We start from the raw sequence: 25,716 nt of genomic DNA, 5'->3' as shown, positions 1-25,716 counted from the left end.
GCCTTATTTTCTGAGTCCTAGTTCTCGAAGGCGTTCTTCCAGGAATTCCCCTGCAGTGACATCTTCGAATTGTTTTGGGTGATCTGTATCCATACAGCTTTCAAGGCAGGTAAGACCCATTTCGGAGCGCGGATGCATAAAGAATGGGATTGAGTACCTGCTGGTATTCATCTTTTCTCGAGGTGGGTTGACTACACGGTGAATGGTGGATTTCAATTTCTTATTTGTCAATCTCTCCAGCATATCACCCACGTTTACGACCAATTGGTCAGGTAGGGCAGTGATTGGGATCCATTTTCCATCTCTTCTCAAGACCTGAAGTCCATCTGCACTTGCTCCCATTAATAAGGTGATCAAATTGATGTCGCCATGCTCCGCAGCCCTTACTGCATCAGCAGGAACTTCATCTGGGTTTTCAATTGGGAAGTAATGGATTTGTCTTAAGATAGAATTTCCATGTGCGACTTTGTCTTCGAAGTAATTTTCGTCCAAATCCAATGAAAGCGCGATCGCTTGAAGCATGGCTTTGCCAGCACTTTCTAAGGTACGATAAGCTTCATTTGCATCGTTTTGAAATTCTGGAAGCTCGGAAGGCCAGATGTTTGGCGGGTATTCGGATTTGATAGGGTCTGAGTCTGGGATTCGGCTGAGTTCCTGCCCTACATGATAAAATTCCTTTAAATCACCGGTATTTCTTCCTTTGGCATGCTCTTTTCCCTTACCTGTGTAGCCACGTTGAAATCCGATTTCAGGTTTCTCGTAGTTGGTTTTGATTGTATCCGGAAGTTTGAAAAAATCTTTGATGGAGCCATAAAGTCTATCTTGGAGATCTTGTGACAAGCCATGACTCTTAATTGCTACGAAACCTATGTTTTGGTAAGCTTCTCCTAGTTTCTGTACAAATGCTGCCTTTTGGGCCGGAGAGCCAGAGGTGAAATCAGCTAAGTCTAAACTTGGTATCTCGTCAAATAGGATTTCCATATGGGGCTGTATTATAGTTATACGTCTAATTTTTCTTTAAAATTAAATATCTTTAAACTCAATTTACATGCTGTATGAATAAAATCCTGACTTTACTCCTTTTGATTTGCCTTTTCTCAGCTTGTTCTGCCGAAAAACAGCGAGTGAATGAGGAAGTAGTAGAAATGCCTCCTAATATTGATGCGCAAGAGCCAGCAGCCCCGCAGGTGAAATTCTTTCAATATGAGGATCAAGCTGCGTACCCAGATGCCATCCTTGAATTATATACCCCATTAGGAAATCAGATTTTCAAACCTGGGAAAGTGCCTTTTGAATTTAATGTCAAAAACTTCCCGTTTGATTTGAGTGCGACCAAAGAATTTAAGCTTTTCAATATCTTAAATGGGGGAGATCCTGTAGGTTTTTATTCGCCAATCTTCCAAAGAGACCTTGCTTTAGGGAGTTATCGTGTAGTTGCATACTTGGTAGATGAAGAAGGATTGGCTTTGAAAAATTTTGGTAATTATGTGGATAGAGACTTTCAGGTAGGAGAGTCTAGACCATTTCCTTATTCAGCCGAACCTTACCTTGCTTTGAATTTTCCTCGCTCAGATCAGTTCTACGAGGCTGGGAGTGAAGTGATTATTGACTTTTTGGTAGTTGGGGGTGATATGAAACTCGATGGACTTAAAGTAGTCATCGAGGTAAACGATCTAACCTATGAAATTGATCATATGGCTCCTGTTCGGATAGAACATTTGCCAGCTGGTGCCTATCAAGTGAAAGTGAGATTGCAACGATCTAATGGAAAAGAGCTCGATGGGCCATTTTCAAGTGTGAGTAAAGCCATCATTGTTCGCTAACATGCTTATCTTTGAAGCTTCAATTTCAAAGATTTTAAGATGCTTTTAGTTAATCAAATTCGAGAAAACTTCGACGGCGTACTTGCCGGACTTCAAAAGAGAAATTTTCCAAATGCAGAAGCTGTACTGAATCAGGCAGTTGAGCTGGATGAGTTGAGAAAATCTACTCAGGCTGAGCGTGATCAAATACAAAGTGAATCCAATGCGATTTCGAAGCAGATTGGATCATTGATGCGTGAGGGAAGAGCTGAAGAGGCAACCAAAATCAGAGAGAAAACAACAGAACTTAAGATTCAGACCAAGGATCTTGAAGACCAAAATGCTAAGGCTGAAGAAGAATTGCTGGCCTTACTTTATACTATTCCCAATGTTCCTCATTTTTCCGTTCCTGCTGGCAAATCAGCCGAGGACAACGAGGTGGTATTGGAGAACGGAGCAATTCCTGACTTGTATGAAGGTAAACTTCCGCACTGGGACTTGATCAAGAAATACGACATTATTGATTTTGACCTTGGTGTGAAGATCACTGGGGCAGGATTCCCTGTTTATAAAGGCAAAGGAGCAAGACTTCAGCGAGCACTGATTAACTTTTTCTTGGACGAGGCATTAGCTCAAGGCTATTATGAGATTCAGCCACCGATTTTGGTGAATGAAGACTCTGGCTTTGGTACTGGCCAACTTCCGGATAAGGAAGGGCAGATGTATTATGCTGATGCGGATAAATTGTATTTGATTCCTACGGGTGAAGTCCCAATCACGAATATTTATCGTGATGTGATTCTTTCTGAAAGTGATCTACCCATAAAAAATGTGGGTCATTCTCCTTGCTTTCGTAGAGAAGCAGGCAGCTGGGGAGCGCACGTAAGGGGGCTAAACAGACTTCATCAGTTTGACAAAGTGGAGATCGTGCAGATCACTCATCCTGATAAATCCTATGAGACTTTGGAAAGCATGAGCTCTTATGTGCAGGGTCTTCTGCAAAAGCTTGAATTACCTTATCGCGTCCTGAGACTTTGTGGAGGTGATATGGGGTTCACTTCTGCTTTGACGTATGATATGGAAGTGTATTCTGCCGCTCAAGAGAGATGGCTGGAAGTAAGTTCTGTTTCTAACTTTGAAACATACCAATCGAACCGATTGAAATTGCGATTCAGAGGAGCAGATAAGAAAACTCAGTTAGCACATTCTCTGAACGGTTCTGCTTTGGCTTTGCCTAGAATTGTGGCTTCTATCCTAGAGAATAATCAGACACCAGATGGAATCAACATGCCGAAGGTGCTTCATCCGTATTTAGGATTTGATAAGATATCTTAATTATAGGCAGACTTAGACCAGAGTCGGTGAAAGCTAAAAAGCGTGAAGATTAATTCTTCACGCTTTTTTTATCTAATGTCTATACTCTTAAGTCCACCTTACCCTACATTTTCTTCAAAAAGCCTTTCCAGCGTTTTCTCCAAATCATTGGCAAAGCCAGAATGCGGTCGAGATGTTTGGATTACGGAGCTTCTGACTGCCGTAAGCCATCTGAATCTTGAGGCTAAATCCATAGTAGCGATATTGCCTCCATTGGTGGCACCGGTGCATATTTTTTCAAAAGAGGCCAAATTCAATTGTATCATTTCTACGTCAGCCAAAGGATCTAACATCAACAATTTCTTTGAGTCTAGCTGAATCTTGCTACGCAGAAAATTTCTTTTCCAATGACAGATAACCACCCCGACATTGATAAACTCTTCTCTTTCCACCCGTGGTACTACGCGGATGATGGCATATTCATATAAGTGCTGTTCTTGCATCTTGAGCTTCTTTTATGAATTGATCAGAATAGGAAAGGCGAAGAGTGAGGAAGTCTAGGTAAACTTGTCTGCTCTCCTCAGCATCTTCGGAATCACCACCGGCAAGTAGCCAGACCTCAGGAATAGTATTTACGATTGCTTTGATTTTTTCAGGTGTCAAAATCTTTTTGAAAGCTTCATTCACTGCTTCTAGCTCTGAAGCCAGAGGAAGAAGTACATGATTTTTGATAATTGGAAATGGTCCTTCGGCATTTTTTCTCCAATTAACCCAGGCGTGTTGAAACAAAAATGATGCTCCGTGATCGATCAGCCAAAGCTCTCTATTCCAGATCAGCATGTTTGTATTTCTATAGGTTCGATCCACATTTGTGATGAACATATCCAACCAAACAATTTGCGAAGCTAACTGTGGATCTGTGCTCATGGCTACAGGATCATAATTGATGGCACTTGACAGGAAGTGCAAGGCTAGGTTTAATCCCTGACTTCCTTTCAGAAGGTCTTGGATCTCTTCGTCTCCTTCCGATCTGCCAAAAGCTGGATCCAAATTGGCAAAGACGAGTTCAGGAACTTTCAATCTCAAAGCTCTTGCAATTTCTCCCCCAAGCAGTTCAGCAATAAGTGCTTTTTCGCGCTGACCAGCTCCACGGAATTTCAAAACGTATTTGAATCCATCATCCGCATCTGCCAGTGCGGGCAAGGAGCCGCCCTCCCGTAAAGGCAAGATATAACGTGTCACGTTTACCGTGCGAAGAGTTACATTTTCGTCCATTAGATTTTCAAAACTTGTAGGTATGGTTGAGATAAGCACTATTGGCTTAGACAAAGTTCCTATTTGAAATACCGAACAAATTCTCAGCAATCAAAATTACAGGGAATATGAAGGCGATTTCATATTAATTCTTGTACATGCTTTTGGATGTTTTCTGACAATTTCCCCATCGGTAGATCATTTTCGTCATTGCCAAAAGGCTCTTCTATTTCTTCTGCAACTATTTCCAAGCTGGCTAACACGTAAAAAATAAATGTGACAATAGGAGCAGCATAATAACCTAGCGAAAAAACATAGCCTAGCGGTAAGGTAAGTACATAAGCTAGGATGAATTTTTTGATAAAGGAGCTGTAAGAATAGGGAATCGGCGTGTTCTTAATTCGCTCACAAGCTCCGCATATATCAGTGAAGGAAACTAGCTCATTGTTTAAAACGATCAGTTGATCTCCCGTGATCTTTTTCGCTTTATATAGATCATTTACCTTGGCAAACATCAATTTCGCCACTTGGTTTGGGACATGCTTTTCGGGATCGATCTCAGGCTTTATTTCTACATCTTTCACGTCATCCAGCATATACATAGTTATGTTATTCTGCAGATGTTCCTTCAGAGCAAAAGCATAAATCGGAATAGTTCTTCTGAAAAAGCGTCTGTGTTCTTCATCCTCGTTGTCCAGAATCCCGGCTAATTTGAGAGCTAAGTTTCTGCTGTTGTTTACCAGTTGACCCCAAAGCTTCCTCCCTTCCCACCATCTATCGTAGGCTGTGTTTGTGCGAAAAACAAGCAGGAGCGAGATCACAAAACTTAACAAGCTATGCATGATGGGAATATTCTGTACCCAGCTATTCTTTCCGATCTTCAGGTAATCCATTTCTAGCCAAGCTATTCCTAGCGAGTAAATAAAAATAACAATCATGAATGGGCCAAGCTTGACTAGCGTATCAGATTTTTGGACTAAAAACAGAATTTTAAACCAGTCTTTAGGATTGTATCCTTTCATAAGATGATAGAAAAGTGTGTATGCAGAAGGAGAAAAATAAGGCTAACGATCGTTTTTCACAATAGGTAGAGATCTAATTCTCTGCAATCAGTTGTTGATGGATTTTTAGAACCTGTGGAATCAAAAGCTTATTATCTGTATTCTTGATTACAAAATCAGCTAATTCGTTTTTCTGCTCATCTGGAAGTTGCTGATTGATAATTTGATTTACCTGCTCTTCGGAGCGAAAAGGATCTCTCATCAGTGTTCTTGCAATCCGTACTTTAAGTGGCGAGCTTACATTGATTACATGATCCAATGCATCATTACTTCCTGTTTCGAAGATCAAAGCAGCTTCTTTTAGCACATAGGGAGTAGTTTGCTGAGATGCCCAATCCGAAAAATCCCGTCCAACAGCAGGGTGAACAAGTGAGTTAATCGTTTTTACTTTTTCAGGATCGGAGAAAACTGTTTTTGCGAGAAAACTCCGATCAAGCGCTCCATTACTAAGGTAAGACTCAGATCCAAATGCATCTTTAATCTGAGTTTTTAGATGTTCGTCATTTCCCATCAGCCACTTGGCCCGATCGTCAGCAAAATAGATGGGAATTCCTAGTATAGAAAAAATTTTAGCTACAGTGGATTTGCCAGATCCTATTCCACCGGTAATACCTACCAAAATGGGAGTGTGATTACTCATATTTTAGCTTCAGGATTTCTGGAGTGATCACTACTTTGTCCAAGTAATCAGGCATTGGCTTCACCTGAACTGTAATCGTGCTATCTTCCTTGTTTCGCTTATAATAATCGAGCACAGCTTCAAACTCTACGTCTTTTAATTCAGCTACTTTTCGCCCATCTATTAGATAGGAAATCATTATTACCACTTCATTATCTAAAGTGACTGATTTTGGGAAGTTAACTTTATTGATTTTTAGTCTTTTGTTTCCTTCTAGAAAAGCGATGACTTCGAATTTTACTCTGATTTCCGCATTCTCTATTTGTACTAGATTGATCAAAGAGTCAGGGACTTCAAGGGGGATTACTTTGTCTATTGATTTGTTGATGCGGGTTTCATTCAGCTTCACAGGGAAGTTTCCATCCAAACTGTCCAAAATGGAACTTGGTCCTCTAAGTGTGATTGTTTCCGAGCTAAAGGTTACCTGATCTGATATCCTAAAGTTCTTGGCCATAGAAAAACTATTTGAATCAAGAACTGGCTTTACTTTGATTGACTTTATTTTGTCAATTTTAAATTTAAGAGAATCGTCGAGTACGGAGACGAGTTGGGTAGGAGAAAGGAATTCACCCAGAGATCTTTTGAGATCTGCGGTGAGAATGTAGTTTTTTGAAGCTGGATTATTAAGTTCTATAGGATAAGCGTCGTTGTTGAAGTTGAAATACTTCCTAAGGAGATCCCAACCATTACCAGAGATTTCTATTTCCAAAGTTTTTGGTAACCCTGCTACAGCGATGAACTGGTTTTGATCATAAATAATCTCAACTGGAAAATCGACAATAGTATTATAATCGTCCTTATTCAGGGCGTTTAAAATCCAAAAAGTGGTAGCTGCTGCAATGCAGAGGACTACCACTTTCAGATTAGAGAGTTTTTTAGGAGAAATCCTTTGTGAGGATTTTTTAGTTTCCAGCAAAATTCAATTTATTTTTTTATTTCTGGCTTCTTTGAGAAATCTAGAGAAATAGCGGATTTTTCCACTTTGACTTTCAGGCCTCTATCAAGTTCAAGCATTACGGCATCGCCTTCTACAGAACTTACTTTACCATGAAGGCCACCGATGGTCACTACTTCATCTCCTTTTTTTATTTCTTCAATAAATTTCTTGCTTTCCTTTTGCTTCTTTTGCTGAGGTCTGATCATAAAGAAATACATGATCAGAATAATTGAACCGAATAGGAAAACTTGTCCTAAAATTCCACTACCACCTGCGGCAGCTTGAGCTAATACTGTAGAAATCATAATTATCGTTTAACCGGGCCTACTGGTGCGGCCGCGCCTGCAATTTTTGGAGTTACTGTGCCTTTCAATCTTAATCGGGTTACAGCAGGGTTTGTGTTAGCTTGTATGCTTACTGTTGGCGCTTGTGCACCTGACTTAGCAGTAGAATTAAATACAACTTTCACATATCCTTCATCGCCTGGTTTCACTGGTGCTTTTGACCAGTCAGGACTAGTACATCCACAGGAAGCGGTGATGTTAGAGATTACTAATGGCGCTTGTCCATTATTTGTGAATTTGAAGATATGCTCTACTACTTGGCCTTCGTTGATAGCACCAAAGTCATGTTCCATTTCTGGAAATTCAAATGCTCCCTGCGTAGCTGGGTCGGATACTGAGGTAGCCTGTGCATTTACTGGAGTAACTGCCGTGTTCCCTGTCTCTAGTTGAGAAATTTTATCTTCAAGAGCCTGAATCTTGGCATCTTGTTCACTTTTTTGGTTACACGAAGTTCCCAATGCAAGTGCGACGGTCAATACCGCCATATTCAATACGTTGATTTTCATAACGATTAATTATTTCCTTGATTGATTTGATCTATTAATTTATTGACATCGCTTAGCAGATTCTCTGCCTTGTTTTTTGCTTCAGAAATAACGCGCTTCCCTTCGGTTTTTGCCTCATTTAGATGCATTTCTTTTCCATCTACTAAGTCGTCGATCAGTTCTTCCAATTCTTTCTTGTATTTAGAAAGTTTGAAAGAAAGTCGATCACGGGTGTTTGTTCCCGCATCAGGTGCAAAAAGTACCCCAAGTGCTGCGCCCGCGCCTGCACCTATTAGGAATGCGATGAGTGAATTACTGCTCTTGCTCATAGTTATATTATTTATTGTCCAAAAGGCCTCTACCGCTCTTACGGATTTCTCCACTTTCGGTTAACTCTTTTGCCATTACGTCTAACAATCCATTGACAAATTGCTTGCTTTTGGGTGTACTGTAGGTTTTAGAGATATCGATGTACTCATTAATACTTACTTTAACCGGGATGCTTGGAAAGTTTTTCATCTCTGCAATTGCCATCGAGATAATCACTTTATCTGTAAATGCCAGTCTTTCAATATCCCAGTTTTTAGTTTTTTGAGAAATAAGAGCTTTACTTTTTATGTCATTTTCAATGGTGAAGTTAAAGATATTTTGAAAAAACTCCTTATCCTCATCCCAGTTCATAGCAATCTCTGGCATTTGGCTTTCATTTTCCTCATGAAGGTTAGCCGCATTTTTCAAAACCTTTGATGCTAAGCTTCTCACAACGGATTTATCCTCTACCCAATTTAGGTCTTTCTCTGAAAAGAAATTAAGGATGACTTCGTTTTTGAAAATCACTTTTTTCAATATATCATCTGCCAAATCAAAATCCTGCTCTAGCGTTGGGCTTTCCAGTTGAAGGTATGCCTGATAGTGCTCGGATGGCTTCACGTAGTCTCTAAACCATTCTCTGATTTCTAATTCTACATCGTCCAGATGTACATTGTATCTAGCTATTGCGCCTTTGTACAAATTAGATTCTCGTAGTGTGCGTAAGACTTGATTGTTTGGAAGGTTTAATTCATTCCCAAAGCCAATTGGATTGTTTCCTGCAAACTTCTTTTTCTTCTCAATTTCTTTTTCAACATGTTTCGCAAATGCCTGCAAAAGTTCAATTGCCAATAAGTACAACTGAGGAATGCGCTCGGCAGACACTACCATGTTCTTTAATAGAAACTGGTGATCTTTTTCGTTGGCATCATGAAACTTTGTCAAAGCCTCCAATACGACTTGCTTTACTTTGCGGCTAGCGTCGCTTGATTTCAGCAGGTCTTTAGAAGTAAGGTTTTGGTCAAAAAGCTTGATAGCTTCCTCAGCCTCTTTATTAAGCGCGGTTTTATCTTGCACTTCCATGCTGTTCAGATCCGGCATAAATGAAGTTCGGATAAAATCTTTTGAGAGGTTTAGGTTGGAACCCTTGCACTGTTCGTATGCATATAGGTTTTGAAAAGCCTTTACTCTGAGTATTCTTCTGTTTAGCATGTCTTCGAAATGAGTTGCAAATATAGGTAATTTGACGGGGCTATTGCCTAGTTAGGATAGACAAAAAAACCACCGGAAGTCATTTCCGGTGGTTTTGAAAAGGATATTGATATTACTTAAAAAGAAAGCTTCACTCTTCCGATAGCTTCAATTCTTGCTTTTGCTGTTTCTATTGCAGCTTGCTGAGCAGGGATATTTTCCTTTTCAGATTTATTCAAAATACCCAAACAGGTATCAAAGATTCTTTCAGTTTGCTTGTAAACGGTCTCTCTATTATATCCACCAAAGTATTCAGCGCCTACGTTAATCACGCCACCAGCATTGATCAGAAAGTCCGGAGCGTATACGATTCCCTTTTCTACCAGTATGCGGCCATGCTTGGTTTCGTCCTTCAGTTGGTTATTAGCACCGCCGGCAATCACAGCACATTTTAATCGATCGATAGTCTGATCATTAATTGTAGCACCTAGTGCACATGGTGAGTAAATGTCCATTTCCATGTCGTAGATAACATTTGGGTCCACTACCTGAGCACCAGTAGCCTTTGCTACTTTCTGTAATTTGTCTTCAAAAATATCAGTCACCAATACCTGTGCTCCTTCTTTCACCAAGTGCTCAATCAAGTATTTGCCTACTTGACCTACACCCTGAACACCGATTCGCTTTCCTTGTAGAGATTCTGAACCAAAAGCTTTTTTTGCAGCAGCCTTCATACCCATGTACACGCCATAAGCTGTGACTGGTGAAGGATCTCCTCCTCCGCCTTTGATCTCAGGGAGACCAGTGACATGACGAGTTTCCAAGCCTATGAACTCCATGTCGGATGTATTCATATTCACGTCTTCAGCTGTCACATACCTTCCGCCAAGACTTTGGACGAATCTTCCGAAACGTCTTAGGAAAGCTTCGTTCTTTAATTTTGGATCACCCAAAATCACTGCTTTACCACCGCCGAGATTAAGTCCGGCTAGGGCATTTTTAAATGTCATTCCTCTGGAAAGACGAAGGACGTCTGTAATCGCTTCCTCTTCAGAAGCATAAGGCCACATACGGGTGCCGCCCAATGCTGGACCCAAGGTGGTGTTGTGAATTCCGATCAATGCCTTTAGGCCGGTTGCTTCATCATTACAAATCACAAGTTGCTCGTGATCCATTGTGGTGATTTGGCCAAAGATCGAACCTTCACGTACTGTTTCGGTAGCTTTAATCTCTAACATGTGAACTTAGCTTTTTAGAATGTGTTATATTTGGGTACTCCTTGCGATAATAGCCGATACAAAATTAAATACTTTTATTGGCCTTCAAAGGATTAATATACCCAGTTTTCCTAATCTAATTCCTTCATTTTAAAATTTTTATTTGGTGAAACCACTTTGGCGACTCAATAAGTATTTGTACAAATACAAGGGCTTGATCCTTTTAGGGATAGTTTTTACGGTGATTTCAAACATTTTCGTAATTATCCCAGCGCAACTAGTCAGACTTGCAATAGATTATGTTGTGGAGAGTTTTTCTATTTATAGGCCTTTGGAACAGGGTGGAATGGGTGCTCAGGCGCAAGATATTTTCTTAAAATTTGTTGTAGTCTTTGGAGTTTTGATCTTAGTAATGGCTTTGCTAAGAGGAGTTTTCCTGTTTTTCATCCGCCAGACGCTCATCATCATGTCCCGAAAAGTGGAATATGATATAAAGAATGAGATATACGATCACTACCAAAAACTACCACTTAGCTTTTATAGAAAAAATAGCACGGGTGATTTGATGGCCAGAATCACAGAAGATGTGAGTCGTGTGCGGATGTATCTTGGTCCAGCAATTATGTATGGGCTGAACCTATTGATTCTTTTTCCTCTAGTGATTACTTATATGATCACAGTCAATCCTGTGTTGACTTTGTATGCACTTTTGCCTCTTCCAGTTCTTTCGTTGAGTATCTATTATGTGAATAATATGATCAATGAGCGCTCTGAAAAAATCCAACGCAGTTTGAGTGAATTGAGCACTTTTGTACAAGAGGCATTCTCAGGAATTCGGGTGCTCAAGGCATTCGTAAGGGAAAGTGACAGTGCCAATGATTTTGCGACAGCAAGTGAAGACTACAAGTTAAAATCAATTCGGCTTACGAGAGTGAATGCGTTATTCTTTCCGATCATAATGGCCTTAGTAGGTGTTTCTACAATTATCACGGTCTATGTGGGAGGTTTGCAGGTGATCAGTGGAGAAATAGGCTATGGTGTAATCGCAGAGTTTATTCTCTATGTAAATATGCTTACCTGGCCGGTTACCTCACTTGGTTGGGTGACTAGTATCGTGCAGCGTGCAGCAGCTTCGCAGACACGGATCAATGAGTTTTTGGATGAGAAAAGTGAAATAATAAGTACTGATACTATCAAAGCAGATATCCACGGAACGGTGGAAGTTGAGAACTTATCGTTCATTTATCCTGATTCTGGAATTCAGGCGCTAAAGGATGTTAGTTTTCAGATCAAGGAGGGGCAGACACTGGGGATCATTGGAACCACAGGTTCTGGGAAATCTACTATTGCCAATCTTCTGATGCGTATGTATGATCCTACCGCTGGAGTGATTAAGGTAGATGGTAATCCAATCAATGAATATGATATCTCTGACCTGCGAAGGCAGATTGGCTATGTACCACAAGACGTTTTCTTGTTTTCAGATAGCATCGGAAATAACATTGCTTTTGGCATCGAAGAATCAGACCCTAAGATTATAGAGCAGGCAGCTAAAGATGCTGACGTGTATCAAAACATTGTAGAATTCCCGAAGGGATTTGAAACGATGCTTGGAGAGCGGGGGATAACACTTTCAGGTGGACAGAAGCAGCGGGTATCCATTGCGAGAGCCATTGCCAAACAGCCTAAGATTCTTATTCTAGATGATTGCCTATCGGCGGTCGATACAAAAACAGAAAATGTGATCTTGACTGCGCTTAAGAATATCATGATGAATCGTACTTCCATCATTATCTCGCATCGGGTATCTTCAGCTAAGCTAGCGGATCAGATTATCGTATTGGATGATGGTAAAGTGATCGAGCGAGGAAATCACAAGTCCCTAATGAAGCAAAAAGGGGTGTATGCAGAGCTATACGAAAAGCAGACACAGGCAGGCGAATCTATTGATAATTAAGCTTTTCAGTACTTATTCTGGATTCGGAAATAAGCTTTCAAAAAAAAGTATTTAACTTGATGTATATCAGTTCATCTAAAAATTGTTAGTCATGGAAGAAAAGAAATCCAGCACTCAAGACATAGAGAAAGTACTTAAGGAAATCGGAGATAAAATTGAAGAGCTTGTAAAGAAAGGAGCTGACGCAGGAATGGATGCGAAGGAAGATATCGAAAAGAAAATCCAAGACTTGAAAGAGAATAAGACTACCCTCGAATCGGAGTTTAAAAAAGGTAAGGAGATTTTAGAGCGAGAGTTTAAAGAAAGGACTGAAGACTTCAAGCCAAAGCTGCAGGAATCTAAGGGGTTGTTCAAGGAAGGACTGAAGCAAATCGCATTAGCTTTTAAGGCGCTATTTGCAAAGAAGTAAGTAGTGAGGATTGAATACTGTCAGTAACAAAAAATGCCCGAGGATATTCTCGGGCATTTTTTGTTACTTCTCTGCGAGTGCATTACATCGATCATAGGCTGGATCGAGGTCAATGAAAATATCCTCTTTCGCCGTAATAAACCATTTGCCAAGAAGGTCATCCTCTTTTTTACGGAGTGCAGCTGCTTTTAGCTTTTCGTAGTCATCTTCCATATTGGCTCGGTGAGCTGGGTATTTTGCTTTATAATATAGAATCCGAACCTTGGTGCCTTCTCTTGGATCTTCAAACTGCATCGGCATAGTGATATCACCTACCTGCATCGTATCTATCATAAAGAATAGCAATGGATCTTCAAGTGTTCTTAAGGATAGACGATTTGAATTGTTGGAGGGATCGGTGAAGAAACCACCGGCATCTGAAGTGCTTCTGTCATCTGAATAGTCTTTTGCTGCTTTAGCGAAATCCAATCTTCCTGCTTCAATCTCAGTTTTTAAACTGTCCAGGTATCGCTCAGATTTTTCAATGTCAGCTACAGTTGCCTTTGGAATCTTCAAGATATGTCTTGAATTGTAAGAACCGTCATCACGTCTCTCAAGTAATTGAATCAAGTGAACGCCGAAAGCTGTTTCTACAGGATCACTTAATTCACCTGGCTTGAGTGCTAATGCGGTTGACTCAAATTCTGGTGCTAATTCGCCTCTTCTAAAAAAGCCTAGATCGCCTCCTTGTGCTCCAGAGCCTGGATCCTCAGAATGCTGTTTGGCAAGGTCTGCAAAATCTGCTCTCCCTTCACCGATATCTTTTTTGAATTGATTCAATTGCTTGAAAATATCATCTTTTGTCTGAGGATTCACTTTAGGTTTTATTACAATTTGACCTACTGTAGCTTCTGAAGTGAATAGCGGCAAGGAATCTTTTGGGATACTGTTGTAAAACTCTCTAACATCATTGGGAGACACAGTCAGTCCTTCTGTGATCTGACTTCTCATACGTTGTACGATGAGTTGTTCTCTGATTACGTCCTCGATTTCAGCCTTCAGCTGATCTGAGGTTTTGCCATAAGCCTCTACAAGTGTATTTTCATCACCACCAAACTGTTGCATGACCATGTTGAATCGTTGCTCTGTCTGAAGCATTACTTCTGCGTCAGTGACTACTACAGAATCTACTTCTGCTTTAGCGACCATTAATTTATTGATCATCAAGGATTCAAATACTTGGCATCGAGAAACAGTTGGTTGTCCCTGCTGGTTTTGTGATACAGCTTCTATATATGCTTTCTGTACATCTGATTCCAATAAGATATAATTATCCACCTTAGCTACGATTTTGTCAAGAACCTGACCTGTTGGTGGCGCTTCTTGAGCAAATGATGCAGTTATCAGCAAGCTGGCGATTAGAGTGAATGTAAGTCGGTTTAGCAATTTCATGGATGTTTTCCCGTCTCTTAATACTAGGGCGACGGTTTTCTTTTGTGAATTATTATTGATTCAAAGCTATGAAAGTTTCCTCTTTAGCCTTAGGGTTGATCTTAACTGGGTACTTCTTACGGAGTGATTCAACGAGGTTTTCATCCAAATATTCCTGATAATCTCGTATTACCAATCCCCGTGTTTCTTCGAATTTTTTTGGACTCGCTGGAATTCTTTCTCCTAAGAGAACTAAATGCAAATGACCATTTACTTCAAGTTCCTGATAGCTCTCTTTCAAATCTGCCTTAGACAAAACGGCATGCTCACCGTATTCGATGTTACCAGCTTCTGTTTGATATGCCAAAGAATTGGAGGTTTGATAAGTACTTTCGAAAGAAGAAATCAGCTCCTCCGAAAGGGTTTTCCCTTGTAATATTTTTCTAGCAGCATCTAGCTGAGTGATATCAAGTACTTTGACGATGTAAGCATTCACTCGTCCCTTCCATTGGTAGTCCCGGATGTTTTTTTCGTAAAATGTCTTTTGCGCTACTGAATCCATGAGACCTTTCTGCCATACTTCGTCATTCATGAGTGAGAACAGCAAAATACCGTCTCTATATTCTTTCAATAGCATACGGTACTCCTTGTTATTCGCAGCTAAATCAGCCTCTTCGGCCTTATTAAGTTCCATTGCTGCAAAGCGCTCGTACCAGGCATCAAAAGTCCCTGTTTTATTTTTCAGGCTGATTTCCTCTTCTGCCATATAATCAGCCAGATCCTGAGATATGTAGCTTTTGCCCTGAAGGGTAAAGAGCTGATCACTGGCCAGATCTTTTTCGGCTAAAGCACTAGCGAATCCATTTTTGGTTGTAGTGTTTAATTCAGCTTTTAACTTGGCTATATTCTTTTCATTTTCGGTGAAATTGTACCGGGATTTCTGAATAGCCATGACCTGCGATTGAATCATCGTAGAGCGAGAATCTCTCAATATTCTGGAACGAATACTCTCTTCCATCACTTCAAAGCTTTCAACAGGTCTTTTATTTTCTAATCTTAATATATGGTACCCATAGCGTGTTCGAATAGGCGGAGAAACTTCTCCAGTCTCAGTCAGTGAAAATGCCGCCATTTCAAATTCTGGAATCATCGAGCCAACGCTGAACCAAGGAAGCATTCCACCTTTTTGACTGCTAGCAGGATCTTCAGAAAAGTTTTTTACTATGTCTTCCCAGATGGTACTTTCTTTCTGAATCTCATTATAGATATCAGCGACTTTGCGTTTTGCTAAATCTTCGCCGTTAGACAATTTCTCATCTATTCTTACCAAAATATGAGAAACGCGTACCTGTCCTGGATTGGGTTGACGATCGAATACTTTGATGATATGATAGCCAAAATTGGTTAAGACTGGGCTTGAAACCTGTCCTGCCTGTAAATTATAAGCAGCGTCTTCAAAGGGCTGAACCATCTGTAGAGCGGTAAAATAGCCCAAGTCGCCTCTATTTACCTGAGCGGAAGGATCATCTGAATATTCTACTGCAAGTTCATTTATACTTCCATTGTTTTTTATTTCGCCTTCGATTTTCAATGCCATTCGAAGTACAATCAAACTATCCTCCTTACTCGCATCTGTCGGGAATTCTAGAAGAATGTGACTGGCTCGAATAATTTCCTGCATTCTGGAGTAGGCTTTTCTTAGTTCCCCCTCTTCCAAAGAATTTCGGATAAGAAATGGCGCTTTGAGGTTTTCCCGAAAAGACTCAAATTCTCTAAGAAATTCCTCTGATTGATCGAGTCCTTTTGCTTCAGCTTCCCTTACTTTTAGCTTGTAATTAGTGAAAAGATCAAGGTTTTCTTCAAACTCTTCTCTGGACATTCCAGGCGTTCCAGGCTCAGATTTATTGCCTTTAGATAGTAGATAGATCAATTCATCCTTGTCCACAGTCTTTCCTCCTATGGTCATTAATGGATCGTCCTGCCCAGATGTCTGAACAATAGCCGTCGCAGGGACAGAGAATTCAAATGCTAGGAGTATGGTGAGTATAAGTGCCGAAATGGTTCGGTTTGTCATGTTTTAAATGGCAGAATTTGAATGCAATTTTACAAATTTATTAGGATTTCAAGTCAAATGTCCCGAATACTAAGCATTTAACAAGAATTAGGATTGAAACCATTTGATCAGCCGACAGGTATTTGTGCCCTTGCTGGATTCAAATTCTATTTCATCCATTATCTTCTTGACCAAAATTATGCCTAAACCGCCTTTTCGCTTTTCTCCTTTTACTTTATTGAGGTCTGGAACCTCATAATCAAGCATATTAAAGGCTTTACCCTCATCAGTAATTTCAAAAATTAATTTTCCGGGATTTTGTTTGACGTTGAGTTCGATGTAATCTTGGGCGTTGCAGTTATGGGAATGGATGATCAGATTAGCACATACCTCTTCCACCGCCAGTGTGATCTGGTGTTGGTCAATGTCGGATATACGCAACTCTCCCAAGGTCTTTTTTAAGAAGACACGCAGCTCAGAAAGCGCTGTAGTTTGACAGGATATTCTCATCTGATGCTTCATTTCAGGCAAGTAGCGCAGTTTTTTTGTCAGGATAAATTTGCATGAGCTGATCTAGGCCCAGAATTTTAAACACTTCAAACACGCGATCAGAGAGAGAATAGATTTTCAAGTCAATTTCTTTTTCCTGGAAATCCTCTAAATAGGACATAAAAACGCCCAATCCCGCGGAAGAAATGTACTCCAAGCCTGTACCATCTACTAAAATGGAGCTACTACCAGCAGTAACCAATTTGGTAATTGCCTCATCCAGAATTACAGAGTTACTCGCATCCACCTCACCTTTGAGGAATAGTATATCGTGTCCGTTTTCTTGTAGGGTTTCTATTGTTAGCATTTTAGCTATCTTTTTATTAGGTAAATTTCACCACCATCATAGAATAATCATCGTCTATTAATCTATCGCCACCGACAAAGGCATGCAAGGAATCAATAATTTTAGTCTGAATTTCTTGTGGACTTAGTTCGTGATATACTTCTAATAGGGTTCTGATCCGTTCAAAACCAAATTGTTGTGATTTTTCATTTTTTGCTTCTACGATACCATCTGTAAATAGGACTAGCGCATCGCCGGATTGATAGGTAAATGTCTTCTCCACAACGTGTTTTTCATATTGCATGTTTCTTAAAATACCTAAGCCTAAGCCATCAATCTGTAAATATTCAGATTTATTAAGACTTTTCTGATGAAAAAGCGTCGGTACATGACCTGCTCGAGAATGACAAATGGTTTGTTGTGCTGTATTGATGATGAAAATCGATGCTGTAATAAAATGGTTCCTTTCCAGACATTTACTCAAAGCAGAATTGGCTTTGATCATAAAATCCGATGGGCTTAGATTTAATTGTATCAGACTCTGAAAAATTCCTTTCATCTGAGACATGTGGAATGCAGCAGAAGTCCCTTTACCGGATACGTCTCCGATAATCAATACGTAGCGATCCTCATCTAATTTATAAGTATCGTAATAGTCTCCTCCTACTTCATCTGCAGCATTGGAATATGCACAGATATCAAAGTTTTGATTATGATCTAACTGAGTAGGGAGTAAAGACTTCTGTACCCGCTGAGCGATTTTCAATTCTTCTTGGTAGCGTTCGTTAAGGATTGCTTGATTGAGCAATCGATGGTTTTCTACCGCGATACAGGCTTGTCTTGCAAATGTGCTGATGATGTTCAACATTTCTTTATTGAATCCATCTCGTACCTCTTTACAAAGCACAATTTTCCCGAATACTGATTTATTTATTACCAAAGGAACCAGCAGGAGTGACTCGTATTTCGGATTAATAACTTTAAGAGTAATAGGACTAAGATTGTCAGGACGCTTTTCCGAAGCCCAGTCCTGAACGGTTTTATTGTGTTGAATAAGTTCTGAAATTTCTTCTCTTGTCTTTCGATCTATAAAACGCTCCTGAGTAAATCCGTCAGGAAATTCTTCACTGGTCATTTCCAACCAAGCTGCATCTGCATATGCCGCACTCATGCAAGAATCCATCAGAATGTCTAGCACTTCTTCCTCATTTTCTTCAGGCTGTATGGACTGACTTAAGCGCTGAAAATTAATCGCCTCTGTCAGTTTTTGTTCAAAAACTGACGAAGTAGGAAGGTTGAAAAGCGTTACTAAAAAGCTGAGAACAGCATAAACTAAGATAAACCAGAAAAGAGCTAGGATGAATAGACTGCCAGACAGATTTACGGGAGTGATAATGTCCTCCGTTGACACGTAAGTATTCCATATCAAATAGGCAATGGAGAAAATAATAATGGCAAGGAAAAGCAAGGATTTCCATTTCTCTTTAAACGTGAGATAAGGGATCCATTTCAAATTTGCCGAAAGGATAGTTCCTAAGATTCCAAGTAGTGCTAGGCTAAAAAAGAAGGTGTATTCAGGATTACCTCTATCGAAAAACACGACAAACATGGAAATCAGCATAGCTATTTCATATGCTTGCCACTGTTTTACTATACGTTTTGATTTTTGATAAAGGATCAGATGCTGCCACAATAGAGCAGTGGAAATCACAAAAATGGTAATGAGGCCAAATTCTACATGGTAGAAAAAGGTGTCAAGAAAAGGATCTTTTGCAAGTTTGCTTTGGCCTAATGAAGATTTGAACAAATCAATGATCACAAAAATAGCTACAGCAAAAATACCTGTAGATGCTCCTCTCCATATTAAATTAAGAAAGTCACTTTGGGAGCTCTTATTTATAGAATATTTATAAAATCCATAAACACAAATAAAATAGAGTGTTTGAAGAATCCAGGTGAACTCTACTGCAATTCCTGACTCCAGTTGATTGAGAACCCCAATCAGTCGCACTAAATCCACAAATAGCAAGGCAAGCCACACCAAGATGGCGAGCAACAGACTTAGCTTTCCGATATGGATTGGTGGTAGTTTGATCATGGATGCGCTGCCACAATAATACTCATTCGGAATGGAAAATTATGAAGATGGTTAACTTACTGAACGTAGTCAGGTGTTAAAATGTCTAAATTAAAAAAGGCTAAAAGATAAAGGTCAAAATTTACATACAGACCAAGTCATCAATGACTCCCACTCCATATTTCTCGTCGATTAGCGTAAGCACCTTACTTTTATGCATCAACAATTCCTTTTTGATGGGTCCTGAGCTTATCTTCACAAAAAGCTTTTTGTCTTTTATAAAGACTGAAGTAGTTCGGTCTGCGATAGTTTTTCCGACAATTTCCGGCCAATCATGGACCAATGATTTTTCTCTGAATTTACCCTCTAATCGGTATGCTTTGAGCAGATCGTTGAAAGCTGACTCAAGTGGTGCCACTTCCTTTTTTCTGCTGAAATATCCGTCTCTCGCCATAATTTATGTAAATCTCAAATGAAAAGTGCCGCAGCAATGCTATCGGCTAACAGTTTTCCACTTTTGCTCAAAGATAGGTTTTTATCCTTCCAAAGGAGCCAGCCTTCCGAATCCATTTGGGATATAATAGTCTTTTTAGAAGTTAGAAGATCCTGACCGAAATCTCTGTGTATAAGTTCGAAGTCAATACCCCAAAGTGTTCTCAGGCCAGTAAGAATGTATTCATTTAATCGCTCGTCATCAGAAAGGTTATCCACTGTGAAAGGAGGAGTGTTTTTCTCCAAGCTTTTTATGTAAAGCGAATTGTTGGAAGGATTTGCTCCTCTGTTTTTTCCATCAAAAGAGTGAGCGCTTGGCCCTACCCCCAAGTAAGGCACACCTTTCCAGTAATTAGTGTTATGTAATGCGAATTGATCAGGCTTCCCGAAATTGGAAACTTCGTATTGTATATATCCAGCTTTTTCGGTTTGCTCCTGTAGAATTTCAAATTGCTCGGCAACAAAATCTTCATCAGCAGGCTGGAACTGCCCTTTTTTTGTCCAGTTTCCCAAGGCAGTTTTGGGCTCTACCGTAAGAGCATAGCTGGAGATATGACCAGGATTTTGGACAATTGCTTCAGATAGATCCCGCTTCCACAGTTCATGATTTGTCTGTGGGAAACCGTAAATCAAGTCGAGACTGAATTTTTCAAAGCCCACTTTCCTTGCCTTTGCGATCGCTGATCTTGATTCTTCGGCAGAGTGAGCCCGGTTGTAGAACTTCAAAACCTCCTCGTCGAAACTTTGAATCCCAAGACTCAATCGATCTATTCCAAGAATTTTCCATGAGGTAAGATTCTCCTCACTCAAATCATCCGGGTTAGCTTCCAAGGTTACTTCCTTCCAATCCGAATTAAAGGTTTTAGCAATTTGATCTAGAATTTTCTCAATGAGCTTTGGCTTAAGAAGTGAGGGTGTCCCTCCTCCAAAGTAAATGGTGTCTAGCTTTTTAATTGGCAGATATTCGGCTCTTATTTCCAATTCTCTACAAATCATTTCAGCCATCTGATCCATTCTGTCCAGATTGGTACTGAAATGGAAATCGCAATAATGGCATGCCTGCCTGCAAAAAGGAATGTGTATGTATATGCCCGCCAATGTGAATTCTTTATTTTGCGAATATAATCAATCCCCGTCAGCCCATTGAAAACCTTCCTTTTGGCATCTCTCCTTTATTTCCTTGCCGGAGGACTCATTTGTGAGGCACAAAATGGCTATTGGATATCCTGGACAAGTGATGACCCCGTGCGATATGGAGACTGGACAGGCTTTACCACCCAGATAGCAGGGCGGAAGTACCTCGATTCAATTCAAAGTTCTCTACAAAACGAAGGGTATCTTAGTCTTTATTCTGAAGAGGAGGAAATTGCAATTGATTCTTTACAGGTGAAAATATCCCTTGGTGAGAAATATTTCTGGGAATCACTTTCTCAAGGAAATGTGCCCAGGGAGATTACCCAAGATATTGATCCCGTTACAGAGGAATATAGCTCTGCCTCACAATGGATGCGTAATGTGATTACTGAAGCAGAAAACAGAGGTTTTCCTTTTGCAGAGATTAAACTTGATAGCATTCAGCGAAGTGGAAATAAACTTTCTGCAGTTTTTAGCTATGATTCAGGACCGCTGATTCTCTGGGATAGCATAAAAGTAGCAGGAGACACCAAAACCCAAGCACGGTATATTCAAAACTTAACCGGAATTCAGCCAGGAACTCTATTTTCCCAAAGGCAACTAGACCTTGCAAGTCAAGTGCTTAGTCGGTCGCCCTACTTCGTTCAGACACAATCTAATAAAGTCGATTTTCAGATTAAAAAGGCTCAACCCACTTTTACTATACGAGATAGAAATAGCAATGTGTTGGATGGAGTAATAGGGTTGCTGCCTAATGCCAATGAGCCGGGAAAAATGCTCATTACCGGCCAGCTAGATTTGGAATTGTATCACTTAGGGGGTAAAGGAAGAGATGTCGCTGTTCATTGGCAGCGTTTGAATGTAGAAACGCAGTCTCTGGATATTTCGGCAAAAGAGTCATTTCTTTTTAATTCCGCGCTGGATGTAAGTTTAGGATTCAATTTACTCAAACAAGATTCTACTTTTTTAAATAGATACTTAACTTTGGATTTTGGCTATCATGTAAGTTCAAACAGCTATCTACGTTTTTTTACCAAGAGACAGTCCAGTGATGTGCTGAGTACAGAGTCCTACGAGAATGCTACTAATCTTCCTGATATAGCCGATTATCGCTGGAATCAATATGGTTTGGGGTGGAACTTGAATAAGTTGGATTCACCTTATTTCCCTAGAAGAGGTTTTTTGATTAGCAGTGAATTAGCAATTGGGAATAAGAGGATTCTAGAGAACACGGGATTTCCTCCTGAAGTTTATGTGGGTTTGGATTTGAATAGTCCTCAGTATCTGGGAAAGGGAGAAATTGAAAAACATATTTTTATCAGACCTACATGGGGAATGTGGTTCAAAGGAAGTACTGGATTCACTCAAAATAAAAACCTCCTTCTGAATGATTTGTTTCGCTTGGGTGGCCTGAAAAGCATTCGTGGCTTTAATGAGAACTTCTTTTTTGCGAGATCATATGGTTACCTAAATATGGAGCAGCGACTTTTTTTTGGAGAAAACTCATTTCTCATGGTATTTGCTGACTTTGGGATTATGGAAAACCCGTACTTTGCACCCTCGATTGATAAACCCATCTCTTTTGGAGCAGGGATAAACCTGGATACGGGCTCAGGCGTCTTTCGATTTATTTATGGAGTCGGGAAGTCTAATTTGCAACCTTTACAATTCTCCTATTCTAGGATTCATTTTGGCTACTTAGCCAGATTTTGAGTATGAAAAAATTGATCAGCAAGTCAATACTTATATTCTCACTGCTTTTTGCAGTGGGACAACAGGCTTTTTCTCAAGTTTTGGAAGATTACAATCCAAAATGGGAAGAAGGAGAACGTGAGACTTGGTTCAGCTCAAATGACCGATTGCTGCTGGAGCTTGATCTAGAAACTTTCCCATTAGCCTATTTTTCTTTTGAATTCCCAGATCATTCTGTGGTTTTTGTAGGAGAGAAACTGTGGTTTTTTACGGAACAAGACACTGCTTTCACAGATCAAGTCAGGGACTTTAAAAAAGAATTTTCCGGAAAGCAGGTAAATCTTACTGTCTTTAAAAATGGAATATCTTCGGGACAGGCGAGTGTAAAGAAAATTTTGAGATTCGAAAGGCCAGATTCTAGTGTAAACGAGGAGGGACTACTTTCAGAAAAGAGGGGTTTTGATCGGCAAAGTATCCGTGATTTTTTTGTTTTAGGATTATTGATTTCCCTCTTGTTGATTGCGCTCTACAAGTTGGCTTACCCATTCATTTTCGCTATGATGATTAGACCTATCTCCTTAGTGAACGCAGAAGATTTTTCGGAAAGTGGGAGTTTACAGAAGTTTTTCTCCATAGATATTCTGTTTTATGTTTTTATAGTAAATATGCTTTTGTCACTCGCTATGGTGACTAGTTTGGTTGTGTTTCTTCAAGAATGGCTAGAAGCACGAGTAGAACTGAGTTTTAATGCCTTAATTATACTTTGGATAGGTGGAGCTTTTTTTCTATTAATACTTACTATAATCAAGTTTTCTGCGATTAAAATTTTGTCTTATTTATTTGATTTGGGAAAGTTAGAATTCCCTCATTTTTTTTATTTACTCCGCTTAGTAGTAATAGCAACTATTGGTTTAATATTGATATGTGCATTTTTCTTATTTAATGAGTTTTCAGGTATCAAAAGAGCATTGGAGTTCTCATTTGTAGGTTTTTTCTGGATATATATCGTAGGTATTTTAGGATTGTTCCTAATTATGGTGAATAGATTGGGCTTTAAGAAATATCATTTATTTACTTACCTTTGCATCGCAGAATTAGTGCCCTTTTTAATCTTGGCCAAATTGGTGCTTGATTTGGGTAATTAATCTCGATAATCACCAAAAGGATAATAGAAGCATGAGCGCAGTTACCAAAGACAGGTTTAGACCAGTAAAAAGTATCCTAGTATCTCAACCAGCCCCAGCGGGGGCAAATTCTCCCTACGTGCAGTTGGCGGAGAAATATAATCTGAAGATAGATTTTCGACAGTTTATTAAGGTTGAGCCAGTTGTGCCAAAGGAATTCCGCAAGCAGAAGATTGATATTTTGAAGCATACAGCTGTTATTTTCACAAGTCGTAATGCTATAGATCACTTCTTTGCTATCTGCAAAGATTTCAAAATTGAGATGCCTGCAGATATGAAGTATTTTTGTATTTCAGACCAAACGGCTCATTACCTTCAGAAATATATAGTAATCCGAAAGCGGAAATTATTCGTAGGTCAAAAGACAGCACAGGATTTATTTGATTTTTTCAAAAAGCATAAATCAGAGAAGTATCTATTCCCGTGCTCGGATATTCGCAAAGAGGATATTCCGGAATACATGGAAAAGAATGGAATTGCATTTACTGAAGCTATTATTTACCACACGTTGGAGGCAGATTTATCTGACTTGGCAGATGTTAAATATGATATTCTTGCATTTTTCAGTCCATCTGGAATTAAATCGTTGAAAATCAATTTCCCGGATTTTAAACAGGGTAATACCAGAATAGCTGCATTTGGCCCAACGACGTCTCAGGCAGTGCGGGATTTGGATTTAATTTTAGATATTGAAGCGCCTATGCCAAATGCCCCAAGTATGACGGGTGCGTTGGAACTTTATATTAAAAAGGTGAATAATTTGTAAAACATAGAATCTAAATCTGTGGTTTTTCAGTTTAAATTCTTACAATAGTTCTTAAGTTGGACAAAACCGCAATAATATGATTCAAAGAGGCCATTTTATATACTTTTTGAGATATTCCATTCTCCTGCTATTCTTCTGTTTTTGTTTTGAGATTTCTTCGCTGATGGCCCAGCAGGATCCTCAATTTACGCAGTACATGTATAATGGTATGTATTATAATCCAGCTTTTGCGGGTAAGGAGGGCGGATTCAGGTTTTCGGCCTTACATAGATCTCAATGGCTAAATTATACAACCAATTCTGCGCAAGGCGGGGCTCCTGTAACCCAATTAGTTACTGCTCAAGGAAGGTTGGAAGGTAAAAACATTGGATATGGCCTCACGCTTGTCAATGATCAAATAGGTGCTACGGGTAATTTGGAAGTCAATCTTCAGGGCGCATATCACAAAAAGTTCAATAAATCTACGTTAAGTATTGGTGCTTATATTGGTATGTATTCTAGTTCGATAGATTATGGCGAGCTTATTGTAGTGAACCCAGAACCTAACCTGCCGAATTCAGGTAAGGAGAGTCAAGTGAATATGAATTTTGGAGCAGGCTTGCTACTGGACGGAAGAGATTATTATATAGGTTTAAGTAGTCGTCACATTAATGAGCCTAACTTTGATTTTGGTGATGGTTCTTACGCTAATCAGTTGAAAAACCATTCCTATTTATTGTTAGGATATAGATTTAGACCGGTAGGACAACTTGCTATTGAGCCTAGTTTTCTGCTAAAATCAGTTTCATTTAATAATTTTTCTTACGAAGTGAGCGTTATTGCTACGCATCAAAATAAGATAAGTGGAGGAGTAGCTTTCAGGGGAGAGGAATCTGTATCGTTTATTTTAGGATACAGTCTCTTAAAAGACAATTCATTGAAATTGGGTTATGCATTTGACTTAGTCATCGCAGGGGTTGAAGCTAAATCTCCTACGAGTCATGAATTGATGCTTCGTTATACTTTATCTGATATGAGTAGAGAAGTACAACGAGTTATTCAAAGAACACCACGGTTTAGATTTTAAAATAATAGTATAAAATTGTATAGTTTACACCAAGTTGACTTTTAAACA

At 39.6% G+C, this 25,716-nt stretch carries 26 protein-coding genes; 8 read left to right on the top strand and 18 right to left on the bottom strand.

All coding sequences use genetic code 11. The annotated features are described in order from the left end of the window. Window positions 1-3: 3 nt before the first annotated feature. Window positions 4-981: an isopenicillin N synthase family dioxygenase gene (locus ESV85_RS08560; protein ID WP_146916606.1), complete on the bottom strand. Its 978-nt coding sequence runs from the start codon at window positions 979-981 to the stop codon at window positions 4-6. Between the two features lie 74 nt (window positions 982-1,055). On the opposite strand from ESV85_RS08560, the gene ESV85_RS08555 reads away from it, so the two are divergent. Together ESV85_RS08555 and serS are read left to right on the top strand one after the other, a co-directional pair. Continuing rightward, window positions 1,056-1,823 carry a hypothetical protein gene (locus tag ESV85_RS08555; RefSeq protein ID WP_146916604.1) on the top strand — a complete coding sequence of 256 codons (768 nt, stop codon included), beginning with the start codon at window positions 1,056-1,058 and terminating at the stop codon, window positions 1,821-1,823. A 39-nt stretch (window positions 1,824-1,862) separates the two neighbouring features. After that, window positions 1,863-3,137, top strand: a complete 1,275-nt coding sequence (serS, locus tag ESV85_RS08550) for a serine--tRNA ligase (protein ID WP_146916602.1) — start codon at window positions 1,863-1,865, stop codon at window positions 3,135-3,137. 98 nt (window positions 3,138-3,235) lie between these two features. Here the strand turns inward: serS and ESV85_RS08545 are convergent, their stop codons facing one another. The 10 genes from ESV85_RS08545 to ESV85_RS08500 all read right to left on the bottom strand — a co-directional run bounded on the left by ESV85_RS08545 (window position 3,236) and on the right by ESV85_RS08500 (window position 10,614). Further along, entirely contained in the window at window positions 3,236-3,619 is a 384-nt protein-coding gene (locus tag ESV85_RS08545; RefSeq protein ID WP_146916600.1) for a DUF3037 domain-containing protein, read from the bottom strand. Further along, entirely contained in the window at window positions 3,597-4,391 is a 795-nt protein-coding gene (locus tag ESV85_RS08540; RefSeq protein WP_146916665.1) for a HipA family kinase, read from the bottom strand. The genes ESV85_RS08545 and ESV85_RS08540 overlap by 23 nt, the downstream gene beginning before the upstream one ends. A gap of 119 nt (window positions 4,392-4,510) precedes the next feature. Then, window positions 4,511-5,392 carry a bestrophin family protein gene (locus tag ESV85_RS08535; RefSeq protein WP_146916598.1) on the bottom strand — a complete coding sequence of 294 codons (882 nt, stop codon included), beginning with the start codon at window positions 5,390-5,392 and terminating at the stop codon, window positions 4,511-4,513. Window positions 5,393-5,465: 73 nt separating this feature from the next. Next, window positions 5,466-6,071 carry a dephospho-CoA kinase gene (coaE, locus tag ESV85_RS08530; protein ID WP_146916596.1) on the bottom strand — a complete coding sequence of 202 codons (606 nt, stop codon included), beginning with the start codon at window positions 6,069-6,071 and terminating at the stop codon, window positions 5,466-5,468. Continuing rightward, window positions 6,064-7,026: a YbbR-like domain-containing protein gene (locus ESV85_RS08525; RefSeq protein ID WP_146916595.1), complete on the bottom strand. Its 963-nt coding sequence runs from the start codon at window positions 7,024-7,026 to the stop codon at window positions 6,064-6,066. Before ESV85_RS08525 ends, coaE begins: the two co-directional genes overlap by 8 nt. Window positions 7,027-7,034: 8 nt before the next feature. Next, window positions 7,035-7,352, bottom strand: a complete 318-nt coding sequence (yajC, locus tag ESV85_RS08520) for a preprotein translocase subunit YajC (RefSeq protein WP_092894860.1) — start codon at window positions 7,350-7,352, stop codon at window positions 7,035-7,037. 2 nt (window positions 7,353-7,354) lie between these two features. Then, the gene (locus tag ESV85_RS08515) at window positions 7,355-7,897 is read right to left on the bottom strand and encodes a DUF1573 domain-containing protein (RefSeq protein ID WP_146916593.1); all 543 of its coding nucleotides are present in this window, start codon (window positions 7,895-7,897) and stop codon (window positions 7,355-7,357) included. A 5-nt stretch (window positions 7,898-7,902) separates the two neighbouring features. Beyond that, window positions 7,903-8,205: a YtxH domain-containing protein gene (locus ESV85_RS08510; protein ID WP_146916591.1), complete on the bottom strand. Its 303-nt coding sequence runs from the start codon at window positions 8,203-8,205 to the stop codon at window positions 7,903-7,905. Window positions 8,206-8,212: 7 nt separating this feature from the next. After that, window positions 8,213-9,397, bottom strand: a complete 1,185-nt coding sequence (gene nusB / locus ESV85_RS08505; RefSeq protein WP_146916589.1) for a transcription antitermination factor NusB — start codon at window positions 9,395-9,397, stop codon at window positions 8,213-8,215. Window positions 9,398-9,513: 116 nt separating this feature from the next. After that, complete coding sequence (locus tag ESV85_RS08500) at window positions 9,514-10,614, bottom strand: Glu/Leu/Phe/Val dehydrogenase dimerization domain-containing protein (protein WP_146916588.1); 1,101 nt, start codon at window positions 10,612-10,614, stop codon at window positions 9,514-9,516. Window positions 10,615-10,759: 145 nt separating this feature from the next. Between ESV85_RS08500 and ESV85_RS08495 the strand changes: the two genes are divergently transcribed. Further along, complete coding sequence (locus tag ESV85_RS08495) at window positions 10,760-12,550, top strand: ABC transporter ATP-binding protein (RefSeq protein ID WP_146916586.1); 1,791 nt, start codon at window positions 10,760-10,762, stop codon at window positions 12,548-12,550. 91 nt (window positions 12,551-12,641) lie between these two features. Then, the gene (locus ESV85_RS08490) at window positions 12,642-12,959 is read left to right on the top strand and encodes a hypothetical protein (RefSeq protein ID WP_146916584.1); all 318 of its coding nucleotides are present in this window, start codon (window positions 12,642-12,644) and stop codon (window positions 12,957-12,959) included. 63 nt (window positions 12,960-13,022) lie between these two features. Here the strand turns inward: ESV85_RS08490 and ESV85_RS08485 are convergent, their stop codons facing one another. The 7 genes from ESV85_RS08485 to hemW all read right to left on the bottom strand — a co-directional run bounded on the left by ESV85_RS08485 (window position 13,023) and on the right by hemW (window position 20,924). Beyond that, entirely contained in the window at window positions 13,023-14,390 is a 1,368-nt protein-coding gene (locus ESV85_RS08485) for a peptidylprolyl isomerase (protein ID WP_146916582.1), read from the bottom strand. Between the two features lie 52 nt (window positions 14,391-14,442). After that, window positions 14,443-16,443, bottom strand: a complete 2,001-nt coding sequence (locus tag ESV85_RS08480) for a peptidylprolyl isomerase (RefSeq protein WP_146916580.1) — start codon at window positions 16,441-16,443, stop codon at window positions 14,443-14,445. Window positions 16,444-16,530: 87 nt separating this feature from the next. Continuing rightward, window positions 16,531-16,944: an ATP-binding protein gene (locus ESV85_RS08475; protein ID WP_146916578.1), complete on the bottom strand. Its 414-nt coding sequence runs from the start codon at window positions 16,942-16,944 to the stop codon at window positions 16,531-16,533. A gap of 1 nt (window position 16,945) precedes the next feature. Continuing rightward, a complete protein-coding gene (locus tag ESV85_RS08470; protein WP_146916576.1) occupies window positions 16,946-17,278 on the bottom strand; it encodes an STAS domain-containing protein in 333 nt (110 codons plus the stop codon). Between the two features lie 16 nt (window positions 17,279-17,294). Beyond that, complete coding sequence (locus tag ESV85_RS08465; protein ID WP_146916574.1) at window positions 17,295-19,355, bottom strand: GAF domain-containing SpoIIE family protein phosphatase; 2,061 nt, start codon at window positions 19,353-19,355, stop codon at window positions 17,295-17,297. A gap of 121 nt (window positions 19,356-19,476) precedes the next feature. Then, complete coding sequence (locus tag ESV85_RS08460) at window positions 19,477-19,788, bottom strand: DUF721 domain-containing protein (protein ID WP_146916572.1); 312 nt, start codon at window positions 19,786-19,788, stop codon at window positions 19,477-19,479. A gap of 14 nt (window positions 19,789-19,802) precedes the next feature. After that, window positions 19,803-20,924: a radical SAM family heme chaperone HemW gene (hemW, locus tag ESV85_RS08455; RefSeq protein ID WP_146916571.1), complete on the bottom strand. Its 1,122-nt coding sequence runs from the start codon at window positions 20,922-20,924 to the stop codon at window positions 19,803-19,805. 60 nt (window positions 20,925-20,984) lie between these two features. Here hemW and ESV85_RS08450 point away from each other — a divergent pair, with 60 nt between their 5' ends. The 4 genes from ESV85_RS08450 (at window position 20,985) to ESV85_RS08435 (ending at window position 25,668) form a co-directional block, all read left to right on the top strand. After that, window positions 20,985-22,673, top strand: a complete 1,689-nt coding sequence (locus ESV85_RS08450) for a BamA/TamA family outer membrane protein (protein ID WP_146916569.1) — start codon at window positions 20,985-20,987, stop codon at window positions 22,671-22,673. 2 nt (window positions 22,674-22,675) lie between these two features. Next, entirely contained in the window at window positions 22,676-23,797 is a 1,122-nt protein-coding gene (locus ESV85_RS08445; protein ID WP_146916567.1) for a DUF4271 domain-containing protein, read from the top strand. Window positions 23,798-23,828: 31 nt separating this feature from the next. Further along, the gene (locus ESV85_RS08440) at window positions 23,829-24,602 is read left to right on the top strand and encodes a uroporphyrinogen-III synthase (RefSeq protein WP_146916565.1); all 774 of its coding nucleotides are present in this window, start codon (window positions 23,829-23,831) and stop codon (window positions 24,600-24,602) included. Between the two features lie 76 nt (window positions 24,603-24,678). Continuing rightward, window positions 24,679-25,668 carry a type IX secretion system membrane protein PorP/SprF gene (locus ESV85_RS08435; RefSeq protein WP_146916563.1) on the top strand — a complete coding sequence of 330 codons (990 nt, stop codon included), beginning with the start codon at window positions 24,679-24,681 and terminating at the stop codon, window positions 25,666-25,668. The last annotated feature ends 48 nt before the right edge of the window (window positions 25,669-25,716 follow it).

Origin of the sequence: Algoriphagus aquimarinus (assembly GCF_007997215.1) — a bacterium.
GTDB lineage: Bacteria > Bacteroidota > Bacteroidia > Cytophagales > Cyclobacteriaceae > Algoriphagus > Algoriphagus aquimarinus_A.
This window is presented reverse-complemented; position numbering and strand designations above follow the sequence as displayed.

Excerpts from the sequence above, each read along its gene's own strand:
- ESV85_RS08470 (WP_146916576.1), bottom strand. The coding sequence starts at position 17,278 with ATGCTAACAATAGAAACCCTACAAGAAAACGGACACGATATACTATTC.
- ESV85_RS08515 (WP_146916593.1), bottom strand. The coding sequence starts at position 7,897 with ATGAAAATCAACGTATTGAATATGGCGGTATTGACCGTCGCACTTGCA.
- ESV85_RS08535 (WP_146916598.1), bottom strand. The coding sequence starts at position 5,392 with ATGAAAGGATACAATCCTAAAGACTGGTTTAAAATTCTGTTTTTAGTC.
- ESV85_RS08435 (WP_146916563.1), top strand. The coding sequence starts at position 24,679 with ATGATTCAAAGAGGCCATTTTATATACTTTTTGAGATATTCCATTCTC.
- ESV85_RS08480 (WP_146916580.1), bottom strand. The coding sequence starts at position 16,443 with ATGACAAACCGAACCATTTCGGCACTTATACTCACCATACTCCTAGCA.
- ESV85_RS08500 (WP_146916588.1), bottom strand. The coding sequence starts at position 10,614 with ATGTTAGAGATTAAAGCTACCGAAACAGTACGTGAAGGTTCGATCTTT.
- serS (WP_146916602.1), top strand. The coding sequence starts at position 1,863 with ATGCTTTTAGTTAATCAAATTCGAGAAAACTTCGACGGCGTACTTGCC.
- ESV85_RS08545 (WP_146916600.1), bottom strand. The coding sequence starts at position 3,619 with ATGCAAGAACAGCACTTATATGAATATGCCATCATCCGCGTAGTACCA.
- ESV85_RS08465 (WP_146916574.1), bottom strand. The coding sequence starts at position 19,355 with ATGATCAAACTACCACCAATCCATATCGGAAAGCTAAGTCTGTTGCTC.
- ESV85_RS08460 (WP_146916572.1), bottom strand. The coding sequence starts at position 19,788 with ATGGCGAGAGACGGATATTTCAGCAGAAAAAAGGAAGTGGCACCACTT.
- ESV85_RS08445 (WP_146916567.1), top strand. The coding sequence starts at position 22,676 with ATGAAAAAATTGATCAGCAAGTCAATACTTATATTCTCACTGCTTTTT.
- ESV85_RS08485 (WP_146916582.1), bottom strand. The coding sequence starts at position 14,390 with ATGAAATTGCTAAACCGACTTACATTCACTCTAATCGCCAGCTTGCTG.
- ESV85_RS08560 (WP_146916606.1), bottom strand. The coding sequence starts at position 981 with ATGGAAATCCTATTTGACGAGATACCAAGTTTAGACTTAGCTGATTTC.
- ESV85_RS08555 (WP_146916604.1), top strand. The coding sequence starts at position 1,056 with ATGAATAAAATCCTGACTTTACTCCTTTTGATTTGCCTTTTCTCAGCT.
- nusB (WP_146916589.1), bottom strand. The coding sequence starts at position 9,397 with ATGCTAAACAGAAGAATACTCAGAGTAAAGGCTTTTCAAAACCTATAT.
- yajC (WP_092894860.1), bottom strand. The coding sequence starts at position 7,352 with ATGATTTCTACAGTATTAGCTCAAGCTGCCGCAGGTGGTAGTGGAATT.
- ESV85_RS08440 (WP_146916565.1), top strand. The coding sequence starts at position 23,829 with ATGAGCGCAGTTACCAAAGACAGGTTTAGACCAGTAAAAAGTATCCTA.
- ESV85_RS08540 (WP_146916665.1), bottom strand. The coding sequence starts at position 4,391 with ATGGACGAAAATGTAACTCTTCGCACGGTAAACGTGACACGTTATATC.
- ESV85_RS08510 (WP_146916591.1), bottom strand. The coding sequence starts at position 8,205 with ATGAGCAAGAGCAGTAATTCACTCATCGCATTCCTAATAGGTGCAGGC.
- coaE (WP_146916596.1), bottom strand. The coding sequence starts at position 6,071 with ATGAGTAATCACACTCCCATTTTGGTAGGTATTACCGGTGGAATAGGA.
- ESV85_RS08475 (WP_146916578.1), bottom strand. The coding sequence starts at position 16,944 with ATGAAGCATCAGATGAGAATATCCTGTCAAACTACAGCGCTTTCTGAG.
- ESV85_RS08490 (WP_146916584.1), top strand. The coding sequence starts at position 12,642 with ATGGAAGAAAAGAAATCCAGCACTCAAGACATAGAGAAAGTACTTAAG.